Below are 15,521 nucleotides of genomic sequence, written 5' to 3' on the forward strand. Positions count from 1 at the left end.
AAGCAGGGAAGGCATGTGGAACGCGGATGACAGGCAGCGCGGGCCGCTCGGATTGAACGGGCTTTGCAGCCCATTCAATCGGAGTCCGTATCAGTCGCTGGCGAGGGCCAGTTCGCGTTCGCGTTGCCGGGCCTGCCGGGTCAGGTGCCAGCGGCTCAGGTCGGCGGCGGCGTCGCGGATGATCGCGCCGGCCTGCGGGAGTGCGGCGCGGCGGCTCTCCATGTTGCGGGCGACGATGCCGGTCAGGTCGTCGAGGTTGCGCAGGTGCGCGCCGGGCACACCCGCGATGTCCGGGTCGAGGATGCGGGGTACGCTGATGTCGATCAGGAACATCGGGCGGCCCGGACGCTGCCGCAGGGCCTCGGCGACGCCCTCGCCGTGCAGGACGTAGTGGGGGGCGCCGCTGCTGGCGATCAGCACGTCCGCCTCGGGCAGCACCTCGTGCAGGTACTCGGCGGCGCAGGCGCGGCCCCCGACCTTGTCGGCCAGCTGGCGGGCGCGTTCGGCGGTGCGGTTGACGACGATCACGTCCTGCACCCCGGCGGCCCGCAGGTGCGTGAGGGTCAGTTCGGCGGTCTCCCCTGCCCCGAGGATCAGGGCGGTGCGTCCGGCGAGGCCCCCGAGGGCGGCCTGCGCGAGTTCGACGGCGGCGCTGGAGACGGACACGACCTTGTCGCTCATGCCGGTCTCGAAGCGCACGCGTTTCCCGGCGGCCAGGGCGCCCTGCGCGACCTTGTTCAGGAGGGTGCCGGTCAGGCCGCGTTCGCGGGCGTCCATCCAGGCGCGTTTGACCTGCCCCTGGATCTGCGTCTCGCCGATGACGAGGCTGTCGAGGCCCGCCGCGACGCGGTACAGGTGCGTGACGGCCGCCTCGCCCTGGTGGCAGTACAGGTGCCCGCCCAGCGCGTGCCCCCAGGCGCCCTCGAAGGCGGCGAGGGGGTCGCCGGTCAGGCCCGCCATGTACACCTCGGTGCGGTTGCAGGTGGAGAGCAGCATGACTTCCTGCGCGTGGCGGGCGAGGTGAGAGAGCAGCGCGCCCTCCTCGCCGGCGCGGACGGCGGCGCGTTCGCGGATCTCGACGGGGGCCGTCTGGTGGTTCAGGCCGACGACGGCGATGTCCAGCTGGCCGGGCAGGGGCGCGCCGGGCCGGGCGAGGAAGGCCTGGGCGGTGGGGCAGGCGAGGGTCATGCGGGTACTCCTACGGCGCGGCGGATGTCCCGGCGCAGGGCGCCGAGGGCCGCCTGTCTCTGCGGTTCGGGAAGGGTGAGGGCCGCCTCGCGCTGCCCGGTCCAGGTGCCGAGCTGTTCGGGGGTGGGCAGCAGGTCGCGGGTGCGTTCGGTCAGCGCCTGCGCCAGCATGGGCAGTTCCCGGCCGGTGCTGACGGCGACCTGCACGCCCGCCTGTTCCGCCACGGCCGGGAAGCGCAGGTTGCCACGCGTGGCGTCGCTGGCATCGTTGACGAGCAGCCCGAGGTCCCGCGCGTCGCGGACGACCTGGGCGTTCACGCCGGCGTGACTGGTGGCAGCCACGACGAGGGCCGCGCCGCGCAGGTCGCCACTGCGGTACGCGCGCGGCTGCCAGTCGGCGGTCAGGGCAGCCAGTTCGGCGCAGCGGTCCGGGGCGATGACCTGCACGTGCAGTCCGGCGTCCAGCAGGGTGCGGGTGCGGCGCAGGGCGACGGCGCCTCCGCCGACCACGACGGCGCGCGCACCGTGCAGGTCGAGGAAGGCGGGAAGCAGACTCATGAGGCGCAGCATAGCGCGGGCCGGGCGGGGCAGCCGTCCCCGACCGATCGGTCGGGAAGGCGACTGGGACGCCTTGAAATACGGATTCCGTCTGTTTCGCCGACAACCCGGAACGGCACCGGGTTGCCCACTCCACGCCCAGAGAGGCGTTTTTCTCCCACTCGCATCCGCTCGGAGTGAATGGTCTTTGCAGCCCATTCACTGGGAGTCCGTAGAACGTGCCTCAGTCGGTAACAGCGGCTGCGGCGACGGCCTGCTCGGCCGCATCGGCCAGGGCGTCCAGGCTGGCGGTGTGAGCGACGGTGATGTCCGTGAAGCCCGCCTCGCGCGCCGCGTCGGCCGTCTGGGGACCCATGACGGCCACGCGCAGGTCCGTGCCGACCAGTGCCGCGAGGTGCCGGGCGGCGCTGCCAGACGCCAGGGTCACGACCGCCGCGCCGCGCAGGCGGTCCATGGACAGGCTGTCGGGCCGGGCGGGTTCCGTGCGGTACAGCTCCGCGCGGTCGTAGGTCAGGCCGCGCGCTTCCAGGGCGCGTTGCAGGTCGTCTTCGGCCAGTTGCGAGGTCAGGTGCAGCAGCGTGTCGCCGGGCGCGGCGGGCAGTTCGGCGCCCAGGTGGCGGGCGCCGGGCGTACCGGGCACGAAGTCGGCGCGCAGGCCCACCGCTTCGAGGCTGCGGGCGGTGCTGGGGCCGACAGCGGCGAGTTTCACCCCGGCGAGGTGGCGGGTGTCCAGGCCCAGGGCGTGCAGGTGCCCGATCAGGGTGGTGACGGCGTGGTTACTGGTCAGCAGGAGCCACTGCACGCCGCTCAGGTCGCGCAGGCGGGCGTGCAGCGCGTCTGGGTGCGCGGTGGGTGCGAACTCGATCAGCGGGACTTCCAGTACGCCCGCGCCGCGTGCGCGCAGCAGGTCGCCCAGGCCGCTGGCGCCGCCGCGCGTGCGGGTCACGGCGACCGTCTGTCCGGTCAGCGGGCCGCCGAAGCCGGGGCGGGTGTCGAACCATTGCAGGCTGTCACGCAGGCGCACGACCTTGCCCACGACCGTCACGGCCGGGGCTTCCAGTCCAGCCTCGCGGACCACGTCGGCAATGGTGGCCAGGGTGCCGGTCACGGTCCGCTGGCGGGGCGTGCTGCCCCACTGGACGGTCGCGGCGGGTGTCTGCGGGTCGCGCCCGGCGGCGATCAGGTCGGCGGCGATCTGGTGCAGGTTGCGTACGCCCATCAGCAGGACCAGGGTGTCCACGCCGGACAGCCGCTCGTAGTGAGCGCCGCCCTCCTGCGTGTTGCCGGTCAGGACGGCGAAGGACCGGGCGACCTCGCGGTGCGTGACGGGAATCCCGGCGTAGGCGGGCGCGGCGATGGCGCTGCTCACGCCGGGCACGATCTCGAACGGCACGCCGGCCAGGGCGCAGGCCTCAGCTTCCTCGCCGCCACGCCCGAACACGAACACGTCACCGCCCTTCAGCCGGGCCACGCGCTGCCCGCCGTTCGCCTGCGCCTGTGCCACGATCAGCGCGTTGATCTGCTCCTGGCTGATGTACTCGGAAAAGCCCTTCTTGCCCACGTAGATGGTGTGCGCGTCCGGCGCGTAGCGCAGCAGGTCCGGGTTGGCGAGGTAGTCGAACAGCACCACGTCCGCCTCCATGAGCGCCTGCATGCCGCGCACGGTCAGCAGGCCCGGATCGCCGGGACCCGCCCCGATCAGGGACACGAAAGCGCGGGACGGTGCGGCGGGGGAAGCGGCGGGAGCGTCGGTCATGCCTACAGGCTAGCGGGCGGCGGGCGGGACATATGCGTACTCGCGGGTGCGGTGGTCCCGCGCGGCGACCTGCCCGCCACTCAGGTGGGCGGCGCCGGTCAGGACCGCCTGCCAGTTCAGGCGCTGGAACAGGTGCGCGGCCAGCAGGTACGCGGCCCGGTCCGGCCAGCTCGCGGCCCGCACGACCGTCTCGATCTCCAGCCGCAGCGCGCCGGGGCCGGTGTCCAGCGCGCGGAACGTGACCGTCCCGGCGTCCGCGTGCAGCCGCAGCGTACGCAGGCGCAGGCGGGTGGGTTCCATGACCTGCATCTGCACGCGCGCCCGGCGGGTGAAGGTCAGCAGGATCCGCAGGCGCGTGCCGGGCCGGATGGGCGGCCCGCCCTGCGACGGCAACGGTGCGTCCAGCCCCCGGAACCACGCGGTGACCTTCGGCGCGAGGTCCGGCAGGCGCTGCCCGACGAGCGCCGTCACGGCGGCCGCGTCCAGCGCGGCGCCCTGCACGTCCACGCGGTAGAGGCGCTGCGTGACCGGCCCCACGCCGTCCGGCAGGTCGGTGGGCCGCAGCGGATCACGCGGATTCTGAAGGTACGCCGTGTAGCCGAGCGCAGCGGCGAGCAGCAGTGGCGGGCGAAACGCGACACGGAAGAGGTCTCGCATGCCGGGCAGTCTTCACCGGCAGCGGCCGGGCGCGGCCTTCAGGGAGGTGAACAGGCCTTCATCCGGCCCCTGCATGCTGGCGGCGTGGGCGACAGCCGGACGGGGACACCGGCCGTACACTCCGTTCATGCCTCTGCCCGCGCCGCCTGCCCCGTCCACGCCTGCCCCGTCCACGCCGGGACCGCCCAGCCTGCCCCGACTGGCCCGCGCGGAGGCCGCCGCGCACACCCGCTACGGCCAGCACCCCGGAGGGTCCGTGGCGACGTTCGGTCCGCTGGTGGCCGTGCACGACGCGCCGGACTCACCGTTGAACAGCGCGTGGCACGACGGCAGCCGCCCGCCCACCCCGCAGGAACTGACGGCGTTCGAGTCGTTCTGCGCCGCGCACGGGCAGCGGCCCACCCTGCACCTGCTGTCCCACGCCGCGCCGACCCTGATCCCGCTGCTGGCCGAGCATGGATACACGCTGGCATACGTGCTGCACGCCTACCTGCACGACCTGAGCGAGCTGCCCCCCACCCCGACCCTGCCCGCACAGCCCACCACCGACGCCGACGCCTGGGCCACCGTGTGCGCCGCGGGCTTCGGGCCGGGCAGCGAGGCCATCATGCGGCGGGTCGCGCAGACGCCCGGCACGCGCCTGTTCCTGGCTGGCCCGCCGGACGGGCCGGGCCTGGGCGCGGCCGCCCTGTCGGTCACTCGGTTCGGCGCGGCCGGACCCGATGATCAGGCGGGAGTGGCGGCCGCGCTGCACGGCACCTCCACCCGGCCAGACCAGCGGGGCCGCGGCGCACAGACGGCGCTGCTGGCCGCCCGCCTGCACGCCGCCGCGCAGGCCAGTGCGGACCTGACCAGCGTGTTCGTGACCCCCGGCACGCCCAGCGAACGCAATGTCCTGCGGGCCGGGTTCCGGCTGGCGGGCCTGCGCCTGACCTTCGCCCGCTCCTGAACCGCCGGAATGAACGGGTCACCGTGAACCGTTCCAGCAGGGTGGAGATCATACGGACTCCGATTGTTTCGTTAACAGATCGGAACACCACCGATCTGTCAACTCCACGTCCGGAACCCGTTTTGCTCCTACTCGCTCCGCTCGGATTGAATAGCTTTACAAGCCATTCAATCGGAGTCCTTATCAGTCGGCGGCGGTCGCGTGGACGTCCGGCAGGTCCAGGTGATGGGCGGGCGTGTCGTGCAGGCCCGCGAAGCGCAGGTGCCGCTGGCAGATGAACCACATCTCGTCGCGGTCGTTCGCCAGGATGAAGTACGCGTCCGAGGTTTCCGAGGGGTTGTACACGCCCAGCACCCGGTACGCGCGGGCCTCGCTGAACCCGCTGGACAGGGGCAGGGGCTGCGGAGCGCGGGGGCCGCCGAGTTCAACGATTCGCACGAACAGGTGAGGGTGAAAGGCGATCATGCCTCAGAGTGACCCGCCGCGCACGGGCGGAACCGGGTGGGGGAACACAAGGTCAAGGTTGGGCCAATCCTGGATGGTCACGCCCTCAAGAGCCCGGCCGGGTTCAGGGGTTGCGGGCGGCGCGCACGGCGTCCCGGACGGCGGCACACACGGCCTCCTGCACGAGTGCGACCAGCAGTAACGGGTCGGCCGGGGGCAGGGTGGCGGCGCTCAGGACGAAGGCGCTGTCGCCGTCCCAGGGCGTGTGGCTGGGGTGGATGACGCGGGCCAGCGCGGCCTGCGCGGCGTCCGCGAGGCGGCGGCACTCGCCCTTGCTCAGGGTGTGTTCGGTGACCACGGCGATCAGGGTGGTGTTCTGCACGTCGCCCGGCGTGAAGGCGGCGGCGCCCGGCCCGACGCCGGGTCCGGCCAGCACGCCGCCCCGTTCGTCCAGCACGTCCCCGATGGGGTTCACGACGGCCAGCGCGCCCACCCGCACCCCGTGCCGTTCGAGCAGGACGCTGCCCAGTCCGCCCGGCACGCCGCCCCCCAGGTACTTCCCGGCGGTCGCGCCGGTTCCGGCCCCGACCAGACCGCGCGGGACCGGGTCGGCGCTGGCGGTGCGGGCGGCGTGTTCGCCCTGCGCCTCGCCGGGGCGGATGTCGGCGCGGCCCACGCCCAGGTCGTAGATCACGGCCGCCGGAACGAGCGGCACGCGTGCCCAGGGCGTCTGGTGCCCCACGCCGCGTTCCTCCAGTACCCGGACCACGCCGCCCGCCGCGCTCAGGCCGAAGGCGCTGCCACCGGTCAGCAGCAGCGCGTGAATGCGTTCGATCTTCTTGTCGGTCGAGAGCAGCACGCCCTCGCGCGTGCCGGGACTGGGCCCCAGGAACGACGCGGACGCCACGGCGCCCTCCGGGGGGCACAGGATCACGGTGCAGCCCGTGCGGGCCTGGGTGTCGGTCCAGTGGCCCACCTGGAAACCCGGAACGCCGGTCAGGGTACGGTTCTCGCTCATGGGCCTCAGCAGAGCACAGGTCTTCCGGAAACGACAGACCGGAAACGACACACCCCACACGACAGAGAGGCGCGCCGTGACTCTGGTTCACGGCGCGCCTGTGGGCGGGTGGGGTGTGCGGTCAGCTCACGTCGGGGGTGGGGTCGTTGCGGGTGCGCCAGAGGCTCAGCAGGACGCCGCCGCCGAGGATGCCGAGCGTGACGGTCAGGCTGATGGCCGGGTCGACCTTGCCGAAGAACTGCGCGTAGAAGATCTTGGCGCCGATGAACACCAGTACCAGCGCCAGCGCGGGCTTGAGGGCCTCGAAGCGGTGGACCATGGCGGCCAGCGCGAAGTACAGGGCGCGCAGGCCCAGGATGGCGAAGATGTTGCTGGTGTACACGATGAACGGGTCCTGCGTGATGGCGAAGATGGCGGGGATGCTGTCCACGGCGAAGATCACGTCGGCGAATTCCACGACCAGCAGGGCCAGCAGCAGCGGCGTGGCGTGCAGGCGCAGGCGGCCCTGGGCGTCGGGCAGGCGGGTCAGGAACTTCTGGCCGTCCAGGTTGGGGCTGATGGGCAGGAAGCGGCGCAGGAAACGCACGACGGGGTGGGCCTGCATGTCGGGGGTCTCGTCGTCGCCGCCGCGCAGCAGTTTCACGCCGGTCAGCAGCAGGAACGCGCCGAAGATCCACATGATCCAGTCGAACTGCGTGACGAGCGCGGTGCCCAGGCCGATCATCACGCCGCGCAGGATGATCACGCCCAGAATCCCCCAGAACAGCACGCGGTGCTGGAGGTGGCGGGGAATGGCGAACGACGCGAAGATCACGCTGATCACGAAGACGTTATCGAGTGCCAGGGCCTTTTCCAGCGCGAAACCGGTCAGGTACGCCATGCCGCTGGCCGGTCCCAGCGTGGCCCACACCCACCCGCCGAAGGCCAGCGCGACCGCGATGTAGAAGGCACTCAGTTTGAGGCTGCTGCCGATTCCGATGACCTGATCCTCGGCGGCCACGCCGGCCGCGTCGGCGCGGCGGCGGCGCAGGCGGTCCAGCACGCCGAGGTCGAAGGCCAGCAGGGCGCCGACGAGGGTGATGAAGACCAGCCACATCCAGGTGGGCTGTCCGAGCCAGGGGGTCATGAGTGCGTCCACGGTGTTCCTCCGGTGGGCGCGGCGCGAGGGGGTCGGTCACTGGCGGGAATGTCGTGCCACAAGACACGAAAACGCCCGGCAGGAGCCGCGGTTCGCGCCGCGTTCCTGCCGGGTCTCTGCCTTTGCTGCGCCTGACCGGGAAACCTCTGGTTTCCGTATTGACGATCAGGTGCACCCTGCCGAAGCTGGGCGGCTTACTCCCCCGGATTGACCTTCAGTATTCCCGAACGGGAAGCACTTCGGATGAGAGATTGGTAAAGCCCAATCGGAGGACTGGCAGCCCGGAGGACCGGCAGGCCCACGCAGCACAACACCCGCCCGGAGCGCGGCGGCGTTCGGGCGGGTGCGGAAAGGCAGGATCAGGGCGTCTTGAGGGCGTACCCGATGCCGCGCACGGTCCGGATGATCCCGTAGCCGTCGAGGTCGCGCAGCTTGGCGCGCATGTTCGCCATGTGCACGTCCACCACGTTGCTGTTGCTGGGGAGTTCACCGTTCCAGACCTCGCGTTCGATCTCCTGGCGGGAGTACACGCGGCCCGGCTGGCGAGCCAGGAAAGTCAGCAGGTCGAACTCCTTGGGCGACAGGCGCACCTCGTGCCCGTTGTAGTGGCACAGGCGTTTCTGCGGGTGGATCTCCAGCGGCCCGATGGAGATGACCTCGCCGTGCTGCTGGTGCCGCAGCTGCACCTTCACGCGCGCCACGAGTTCCTCCGGGTGGAAGGGCTTGGTCATGTAGTCGTCCGCGCCGGCCTCCAGCAGGTTCACCTTGCGGTCCACGGCGTCCATGGCGGTCAGGATGATGATCGGCACGCTGCTGGTCTTGCGCAGGCGGCGGGCGATCTCGGCACCGTCGAAGTCCGGCAGGCCCAGGTCCAGGATCACCAGGTCCGGGTTGCTCTCGCGGGCGCTGGTCAGGCCGGTCACGCCGTCCGGCGCGGCCAGGACCCTGTACCCGGCCTGTTCGAGTTCGTACTGCACGACGCGGGTGATATCCGGGTTGTCTTCAATAAGTAGGATGCGTTGCTCCATAGCTGCCTTTTCGTCTCCTCATCCCTGGGATGTTCGGTGGCCCGGCTGGGCGCTGCCCTGGCAGGCCAGGGACGCACGCAACCGTGGGTGTGTCCGCTTCGGATGCCGGTGCACCTGTTTCCGGCCCATCGTAGGGGCCGGGAAGGCCCCGGGGGGCTCAGGTGCGGTTTATGCTCCCTTAACAGCCGTCAGGCAGCAGTCACCAGGCAGAAGTCGTCAAGTCCCCCACCCAGGGGCGCACCCCTTATACGGACTGCCGTCTGTTTCGCCAGCAACCCGCCCCCGCACCGGCCCTGCCGGCTCCGCGTACGGAGAGGCGGTTCTCTTGTACTCGCATCCACTCGGATGAGTATCAGGTCGGGCCGGGCACGATGATGTCGTCCACCTGCACCTCGTGGCGGAGCAGCAGCGTTTTCAGGCGTTGCGTGGCGGCGGCGGCCAGCGCCTGATCCTGCGGATGGAACACCAGGGTCAGGCGGGCCGCCGCGCCCGGCCGGGGTTCCTGCGCCTGCACCTGAAGCGGGCGGCGGAAGGCCGGGTCGCGCATCAGGTCGCGCAGGATGCGGGTGAAGGTCAGTTCGTCCACGCCGCTCAGCGTGAACGCGATGCCCAGCGGCGCATGCTCGCCGGACGTTCCGGCCCCGGACGACGGATCGGTCATGCGCGGCAGCGTAGCGCACCGGCCCGCACCCCGGACCCGACCCGCCCGCCGTCGGGAACCGTGCCGCGCGCCGCTGCGGGTCGCGGGCCGCGCCGACTAGAATGCCCGGCATGAGTGACCTGCCGCCCCCCGACGCTGCGCCCGACGATTTCGCCTTCCCGGAAGACTTCCCGGACGGTGCGGATCAGGTGTACCTGGAGCACCTGAACGGCGCGGACCTGTACTTCGAGGTGACGGGCGACCCGGCCGGCGGTGAAGCCCCGCTGGTGTTCCTGCACGGCGGCCCCGGGTACAACAGTTACTCGTTCCAGGCGGCGTTCGGGGACCGCATGCCGCGCGCGGCCGTGTTCCTCGATCAGCGCGGCTCGGGCCGCAGCGGCCCGCTGGAGGACACCGAACAGGGCGCCGACACCCTGGACCTCGACACGCTGGTCGGCGACCTGGACGCCGTGCGGGACTTCCTGGGCGCCGAACGGATCGTGCCGCTCGGGCACGGATTCGGGGCGCTCGTGGCGCTGGAGTACGCCCGCCGCCACCCCACCCGCACGGCCCGCGTGATCGTCGTGAACCCCTGGGTGCACTACCCGGACCTGGCGCGCACCCTGCTGGAAGAGGCCAGCGCCCGGCGCGGCACGCCCCTGGACGACCCGGCCGAGCGCGTGCGGGCCGACACGCCCGACGGGCAGCACGCCCCGGTCGGCGCGGCGCGGATCGAGGCGGCCTTCGAGTTGCTGAACGCCCGCGACCTGCTGAACGCCCTGCAGTTCCGGGACGCCCCGACCCGCATGCGCCTGGAATTCATGGACGCCGAGGGGCAACTCGTGGGCGGCGGCGAGGTGCAGGAAGCGCTGGTGAACCAGGGCCTGTGGGAGTTCGAGTACCCGCCGTTCCTGACGGAGATCCGCCGCCCGGTGTTCGTGATCTCGGGCGCGCACGACCGCACCAGTTACCCCGAGCAGGTGCAGTGGGTCGCGGACCTCGCGGACGGCGACGTGACCGTGCTGGACGCCGCGCACTACCCCTGGCTGGACGACGAGGACGCCTTCGCGCAGGCGCTGGACGACGCCCTGACCCGCTGAGGCCAGCGCGCAGGGGCCGCGCCGACGCGTTCTCAGACTCGCTCATGGCGCGGCCCGTATACTCCTGTGTGATCTCATGAAAGGCCTGATTCTTGCCGCCGGGCGCGGCAGTCGCCTGCTGCCCCTCAGCGCGACCCGCGCCAAGCACGCCGTTCCCGTGGCGGGCCAGCCCATCATTGCCCACGCCGTGCAGTCCCTGCGGGACGCCGGCATCAGCGACATCGGCATCGTGTGCAGCCCGTCCAGCGAGACGGACCTGCGCGACGCCACGCAGGGCAGCGGGCACCTGACCTTCATCCGGCAGCGCGAAGCTCTGGGCACCGGGCACGCCGTCCTGAGCGCCCGCGCGTTCCTGGAAAACCAGCCGACCCTGCTGTACCTGGGCGACAACCTCTTCCAGGACCGCCTGACGCCTATGATCAGCACCCTGCGCGACGCGGACGCCGTGATCGGCGTGAAACAGGTGCCCAACCCGCAGGCGTACGGCGTGGCCATCGTGAAGAACGGCCGCCTGCTGCGCCTGGTCGAGAAACCCCGCAAACCCGAGAGTAACCTCGCGGCGTGCGGCGTGTTCAGTTTCGGCCCGGCGCTGCTGGAGTACGTGCAGGACCTGCTGCCCAGCGACCGGGGCGAGATCGAGTTCCCGCAGGCGCTGAGTGCCCTGATGGCCGCCGGAGGGCAGGTGCGCGCCGTGGAATTCAGCGGTTTCTGGAGTGACGCCGGCACGCCCGACGACCTGCTGAGCGCCAACTCCTTCTTCCTGTCACGCCTTCAGGGGCGCATCGAGGGCCGCGTGGACCGCAGCGTCGTGACTGGCCCGGTCGTGATCGAGGCGGGCGCCGCCGTCGAGGACAGCGTCATCACCGGTCCCGTCTGGATCGGCCCGCACGCCCTGGTGCGCGGCGCGACCATCGGGCCGGGCGTGAGCATCGGCGCGCACGCCCGCGTGGACAGCGCCCGCGTGCACGCCAGCCTGATCGACGATTTCGCCCGCGTGCTGCACCCCACCCTGCCCATTCACCGCAGCCTGATCGGCCGTCACGCGCTGGTCACCGCGCCCAGCGACACCGGCCTTCAGATGGTCATCGGGGACCGCAGCGTCATGCGCATGTGACACTGGCCGATAGCCGATAGCCGATAGCCGATGGCTGATGGCGCAGGACAGACAGCAGCGCGCAGAGAACAGAGGCGAGCCGTGCCGACCCTCAACCCTCCCCCATCCGGCACACACCCGGCCGCGCCCGGCCACGGCTTACGCTGAGCGGCATGACACAACGCGACGGGCAGGACGACCGGCCACAGGCGGACACCGCCGCTTCCGGCGAGGTGCTGATCAGCGGACTGGACACCGGGCCGCGCGCGCAGGACCGCGAGAACCTCTCGCCGACCGACCATCAGGCGCGCTTTCAACCGGCGCACCCCAACCGCGAACCCACCGACGAGGACGGCTGAAGGCGGCCCCCGCGCCCCGCTGCGCTAGAATGCCCCCTGCACGCGCCCCCGACCCCCAGGGACCCGGTGGGCGCAGTTTCACGTAAGGAGTGTTCAACATGGCCGGTCACAGCAAATGGTCGCAGATCAAGCGCAAGAAAGGCGCGAACGACAAGAAACGCAGCGCGATGTACTCCAAACACATCCGCGCCATTCAGGCCGCCGTCCGCTCCGGCGGCAGCGGCGACCCCAGCGGCAACCTCAGCCTGAAAAACGCCATCGCCGCCGCCAAGAGCGACACCGTCCCGGTCGACAACATCGAGAACGCCATCAAACGCGCCGTCGGGGCCGGTGAAGGCGCCGCCGAATTCAAGGAAGTCACGTACGAAGGCTACGGCCCCGGCGGGACCGCCATCCTGATCGAGGCACTCACCGACAACGTCAACCGCACCGTCGCCGACATCCGCGCCGTGTTCAACAAGCGCGGCGGCAGCCTCGGCACCAGCGGCTCCGTGGCGTGGCAGTTCGAGAAGAAAGGCATCCTGCTCCTGACCGACACCAGCGAACAGGCGCAGGAAACCGCCATCGAACACGGCGCCGAGGACATCCAGGAATCCGAGGAAGGCCTCGCCATCAGCACCGGCCCCAACGACCTGTACGCCGTGCAGGACGCCCTGACCGCCGCCGGCTTCGAGATCGAGAACGCCCAGGTGGACATGGTCCCCAGCAACACCGTCGCCGTCGCCGATGACGACGCGAAAAAACTGCTCATCCTGATCGACGCCCTCGAAGAACTCGACGACGTGCAGAACGTCTACAGCAACGCCGACCTCCCCGACGAGGAGTGAATGGTTGAAAGTTGATGGTTGATGGAGGGTCTGTCCTCCATCAACCATCAACTTTTGACCATCAACCCTTACAGCACCAGGGCCTGGGCGTTCCCGCCGAGGCGGTCCCAGAGGGTGAAGGCGGCGCGGGCGCCGGGGCGGATGATGCCCTCGTCGTCCCAGCCGGCGGCGAGGGCGGGGCCGCGCGTGTGGGCGTGCAGGACGTCCAGTTCGGTCAGGGCCTCACTGGGCGCGAGGCGCGCGCCGCTGTCGTCCACGCGGGTGATGGCGGCGGCGAAGTTCGCACGGTACTCGGGTGGCGCGACCGGGGCGTCGCTGCCGAACGCGAGGACCGCCCCGGCGTCACGCAGGGACCGGAAGGCGTAACTGAGGCCCTCCAGGTGCGGCATGAGGTCGCGGATCATGGGGCCGTCCGCCTGGAGGTGGATGGGTTGCACGCTGGCGGTCAGGCCCCGGAAGCGTGGGAGGTCCTCGGCGCGCAGGTGCTGGGCGTGCTCGACGCGCAGGCGGATGCCGCGCGCCCCGGCGTGGGGGCGCAGGTGGTCGTAGGCGTTCAGGACCTCGGTGTTCGCGCGGTCCCCGATGGCGTGCGTGACCGGGGTCAGACCCAGTTCGATGGCCTCGCGGCCCAGTTCCGCGATCAGGTCCGGCGGGTCCAGCGGCATGCCGGTGCCCGAGCCGTCCGCGAAGCCGGGCGCGTGCAGCCACGCGGTGCGGCTGCCGAGTGCGCCGTCCGCGAAGAACTTCACGCCTCCCCACTGGAACAGCCCGCCGGGCGTGCGGCTCAGGCCCAGCGCGCGGGCGTGCCCCAGGCGGTCGTGCGGCAGGCACGCCCACACCCGCAGCGGCAGTTCGCCCCGCTGCGCCAGCGTCTGGAGGGCGCGGGGCGCCTCGACCGGCTCGAAGGCCGTGGTGTGCGCGCTCACGTACCCCCGCGCAGCCAGATCGTCCGCCCCGGCGCGGGCCGCCGCGAGGTACTGCGCGTCACTGGGAGCCGGAATGACGCGGGCCACGAGGTCAGACGCGAGTTCCAGCAGGCACCCGAGGGGCCGCACGATCCGCCCGCCCTCCGGGTCCGGCGTGCCGTCATGAATACCGGCCAGTCGCAGAGCCGCGCTGTTCGCCCAGCTCAGGTGCAGGTCCCGCGAGTACAGCAGCACCGGGTGATGCGGGCTTACCTCGTCCAACAATGCCGCCGACGGGTACCCGTTCAGGCCCAGTTCCGACAGCAGGAACCCCCCGCCGCGAATCCAGGTGCCGGGCGGCGTGTTCATCACCCGCTGCGCCACCCGCGCCTGCACCTCCGCGACACTGCGCGCCCCGTGCAGCGGCACCTCCGAGAGCGAGAACCCGTACGTGACCAGATGAATGTGCGCCTCCGCCAGCCCCGGCGTGAGCAGCAGGTCCCGGTGATCGAGCACCTGCGCGCCCGGCGCCAGCGCCGCCATGTCCTCACGCGACCCGGCCGCCAGGACCCGCCCGCCCCCCACCAGCACAGCCTGCACCTCTGGCCGGGTGTCGTCGAGGGTCAGGGTCCGGGCGTGAATCACGGTCAGCGGGTGCGTCATGTCCGACAGCCTACGGCACCCGCCCCTGCACCCGCCCCGCACGCGCGGAACGCCGCGCCAGCGCGTCCAGCCAGTCAAAACACCCACCTGCCGGGTGTACCGCGCCGCGCCTGCGCCCCCAGTTGGCCCGCCGTCCTGTTAAACTGAGCGGCATGCCCCGCATCCTCGTGGTGGACGACGACTCTGCCATCCTCAAACTCGTCAGCGTGATCCTCTCCCGCGCCGGGCACGAGGTGCGCACCAGCACCCATCCCGTCGAAGCCCTCGACCTGCTGAAAGTGTTCACGCCGGACCTCGTGATCAGCGACGTGGTCATGCCGTACATGACCGGCCTGGAATTCCTGGAGAAACTCCGCGCGCACGAGCAACTGTCCGCCATTCCGTTCATGCTGCTCTCCAGCCACGCCGAACGCGGCGACGTGCGGCGCGGCATGAACCTCGGCGCGGACGACTACCTGCCCAAACCCTTCACCCCGCAGGACCTGACCACCGCCATCGACGCCCGCCTGCGCCGCGCCGGACTGACCCTCCAGGGCGAGAGCGGCATGCAGGCCAAGGGCCTGGGCACCGCGCAGGTCGTCTGGCAGGGCAGCGCCGTGTCCTGGGTCAGCCGCAAGGCCCTCGAACTGTTCTTCTACCTGCTGGAACACAAGGAAGTCACCAGCTGGGAAGCCGCCGAGGCCCTCTGGCCCGAAAAGGACGAGGCGCGCGCCAGCAGCCTGTTCCACACCACCCTGCACCGCCTGCGCCGCAGCCTGAGCAACGAAGCGGTCGTCAGCGCCAACCGCCGCTACGCGCTGGCCAGCGACCTGAACCCCGAGTACGACGTGCAACGCTTCGAACTGCTCGCCGCGCAGGCCGAACAGGGCAGCCTGGGCCTCGAGGAACTCCGGGAACTCGTCACGCAGTACGGCCACTACCTGCCCGGCACCGACAGCCCCTGGGCCGACGACGTCCGCTCCCGCCTCGAACAGAAACAACTCAGCCTGCTCGGCGTGGCCGCCCGCGCCGCCACCGAAGCCGGACGCGACCGCGACGCCGCGCAGTTCCACCAGCGCGCCCTGGCCATCGACCCCATGAGCGAACCCGACTGGCAGGGCCTCGCCCGCGCCCTCGACACCATCGGCGACCCCCGCGCCCGCCTCGCCGCGCAACGCGAAGCGTGGTGGGCCGTCGACCTCGACTGAACCAGCCCACAC

16 protein-coding genes are annotated in these 15,521 nt (G+C 71.4%); 6 read left to right on the forward strand and 10 right to left on the reverse strand.

What is annotated here, in order from left to right; translation table 11 throughout:
* Nucleotides 1–90: 90 nt before the first annotated feature.
* The 4 genes from hemA to IEY70_RS05440 form a co-directional block, all read right to left on the reverse strand.
* Nucleotides 91–1,188 carry a glutamyl-tRNA reductase gene (gene hemA / locus IEY70_RS05425; protein ID WP_189063993.1) on the reverse strand — a complete coding sequence of 366 codons (1,098 nt, stop codon included), beginning with the start codon at nt 1,186–1,188 and terminating at the stop codon, nt 91–93.
* Complete coding sequence (locus IEY70_RS05430; RefSeq protein ID WP_229777664.1) at nt 1,185–1,745, reverse strand: precorrin-2 dehydrogenase/sirohydrochlorin ferrochelatase family protein; 561 nt, start codon at nt 1,743–1,745, stop codon at nt 1,185–1,187. The genes hemA and IEY70_RS05430 overlap by 4 nt, the downstream gene beginning before the upstream one ends.
* A 223-nt stretch (nt 1,746–1,968) precedes the next feature.
* Entirely contained in the window at nt 1,969–3,501 is a 1,533-nt protein-coding gene (gene cobA, locus IEY70_RS05435; protein ID WP_189063995.1) for a uroporphyrinogen-III C-methyltransferase, read from the reverse strand.
* Between the two features lie 9 nt (nt 3,502–3,510).
* Nucleotides 3,511–4,158, reverse strand: a complete 648-nt coding sequence (locus IEY70_RS05440; protein WP_189063996.1) for a hypothetical protein — start codon at nt 4,156–4,158, stop codon at nt 3,511–3,513.
* A gap of 127 nt (nt 4,159–4,285) precedes the next feature.
* Between IEY70_RS05440 and IEY70_RS05445 the strand changes: the two genes are divergently transcribed.
* Complete coding sequence (locus IEY70_RS05445; protein ID WP_229777665.1) at nt 4,286–5,107, forward strand: GNAT family N-acetyltransferase; 822 nt, start codon at nt 4,286–4,288, stop codon at nt 5,105–5,107.
* Nucleotides 5,108–5,290: 183 nt separating this feature from the next.
* Here IEY70_RS05445 and IEY70_RS05450 read toward each other — a convergent pair whose 3' ends face one another.
* The 5 genes from IEY70_RS05450 to IEY70_RS05470 form a co-directional block, all read right to left on the reverse strand.
* Nucleotides 5,291–5,572: a hypothetical protein gene (locus IEY70_RS05450; protein ID WP_189063997.1), complete on the reverse strand. Its 282-nt coding sequence runs from the start codon at nt 5,570–5,572 to the stop codon at nt 5,291–5,293.
* 103 nt (nt 5,573–5,675) lie between these two features.
* Nucleotides 5,676–6,569 carry a P1 family peptidase gene (locus tag IEY70_RS05455; protein WP_189063998.1) on the reverse strand — a complete coding sequence of 298 codons (894 nt, stop codon included), beginning with the start codon at nt 6,567–6,569 and terminating at the stop codon, nt 5,676–5,678.
* A 121-nt stretch (nt 6,570–6,690) separates the two neighbouring features.
* Nucleotides 6,691–7,707: a TerC family protein gene (locus IEY70_RS05460; RefSeq protein ID WP_229777666.1), complete on the reverse strand. Its 1,017-nt coding sequence runs from the start codon at nt 7,705–7,707 to the stop codon at nt 6,691–6,693.
* A gap of 359 nt (nt 7,708–8,066) precedes the next feature.
* A complete protein-coding gene (locus IEY70_RS05465) occupies nt 8,067–8,735 on the reverse strand; it encodes a response regulator transcription factor (protein WP_088246968.1) in 669 nt (222 codons plus the stop codon).
* A gap of 352 nt (nt 8,736–9,087) precedes the next feature.
* Entirely contained in the window at nt 9,088–9,396 is a 309-nt protein-coding gene (locus IEY70_RS05470; protein ID WP_189063999.1) for a hypothetical protein, read from the reverse strand.
* A 110-nt stretch (nt 9,397–9,506) separates the two neighbouring features.
* Here IEY70_RS05470 and IEY70_RS05475 point away from each other — a divergent pair, with 110 nt between their 5' ends.
* From IEY70_RS05475 to IEY70_RS05490, 4 genes are all read left to right on the forward strand, one after another.
* Nucleotides 9,507–10,475 carry an alpha/beta fold hydrolase gene (locus IEY70_RS05475; protein ID WP_189064000.1) on the forward strand — a complete coding sequence of 323 codons (969 nt, stop codon included), beginning with the start codon at nt 9,507–9,509 and terminating at the stop codon, nt 10,473–10,475.
* A 76-nt stretch (nt 10,476–10,551) separates the two neighbouring features.
* Nucleotides 10,552–11,589: a sugar phosphate nucleotidyltransferase gene (locus IEY70_RS05480; RefSeq protein WP_189064001.1), complete on the forward strand. Its 1,038-nt coding sequence runs from the start codon at nt 10,552–10,554 to the stop codon at nt 11,587–11,589.
* 152 nt (nt 11,590–11,741) lie between these two features.
* Nucleotides 11,742–11,927, forward strand: coding sequence for a hypothetical protein (locus tag IEY70_RS05485; RefSeq protein WP_189064002.1), 186 nt, complete (start codon nt 11,742–11,744; stop codon nt 11,925–11,927).
* A 98-nt stretch (nt 11,928–12,025) separates the two neighbouring features.
* Complete coding sequence (locus IEY70_RS05490; protein WP_189064003.1) at nt 12,026–12,754, forward strand: YebC/PmpR family DNA-binding transcriptional regulator; 729 nt, start codon at nt 12,026–12,028, stop codon at nt 12,752–12,754.
* Nucleotides 12,755–12,822: 68 nt separating this feature from the next.
* On the opposite strand, the gene IEY70_RS05495 is transcribed toward IEY70_RS05490, so the two are convergent.
* Nucleotides 12,823–14,322, reverse strand: coding sequence for an amidohydrolase (locus IEY70_RS05495; protein WP_189064004.1), 1,500 nt, complete (start codon nt 14,320–14,322; stop codon nt 12,823–12,825).
* A 152-nt stretch (nt 14,323–14,474) separates the two neighbouring features.
* Between IEY70_RS05495 and IEY70_RS05500 the strand changes: the two genes are divergently transcribed.
* The gene (locus IEY70_RS05500) at nt 14,475–15,509 is read left to right on the forward strand and encodes an AfsR/SARP family transcriptional regulator (RefSeq protein ID WP_189064005.1); all 1,035 of its coding nucleotides are present in this window, start codon (nt 14,475–14,477) and stop codon (nt 15,507–15,509) included.
* Nucleotides 15,510–15,521 lie beyond the last annotated feature (12 nt).

The organism is Deinococcus seoulensis (genome assembly GCF_014648115.1).
In the GTDB taxonomy this organism is placed as follows: Bacteria; Deinococcota; Deinococci; order Deinococcales; family Deinococcaceae; genus Deinococcus; species Deinococcus seoulensis.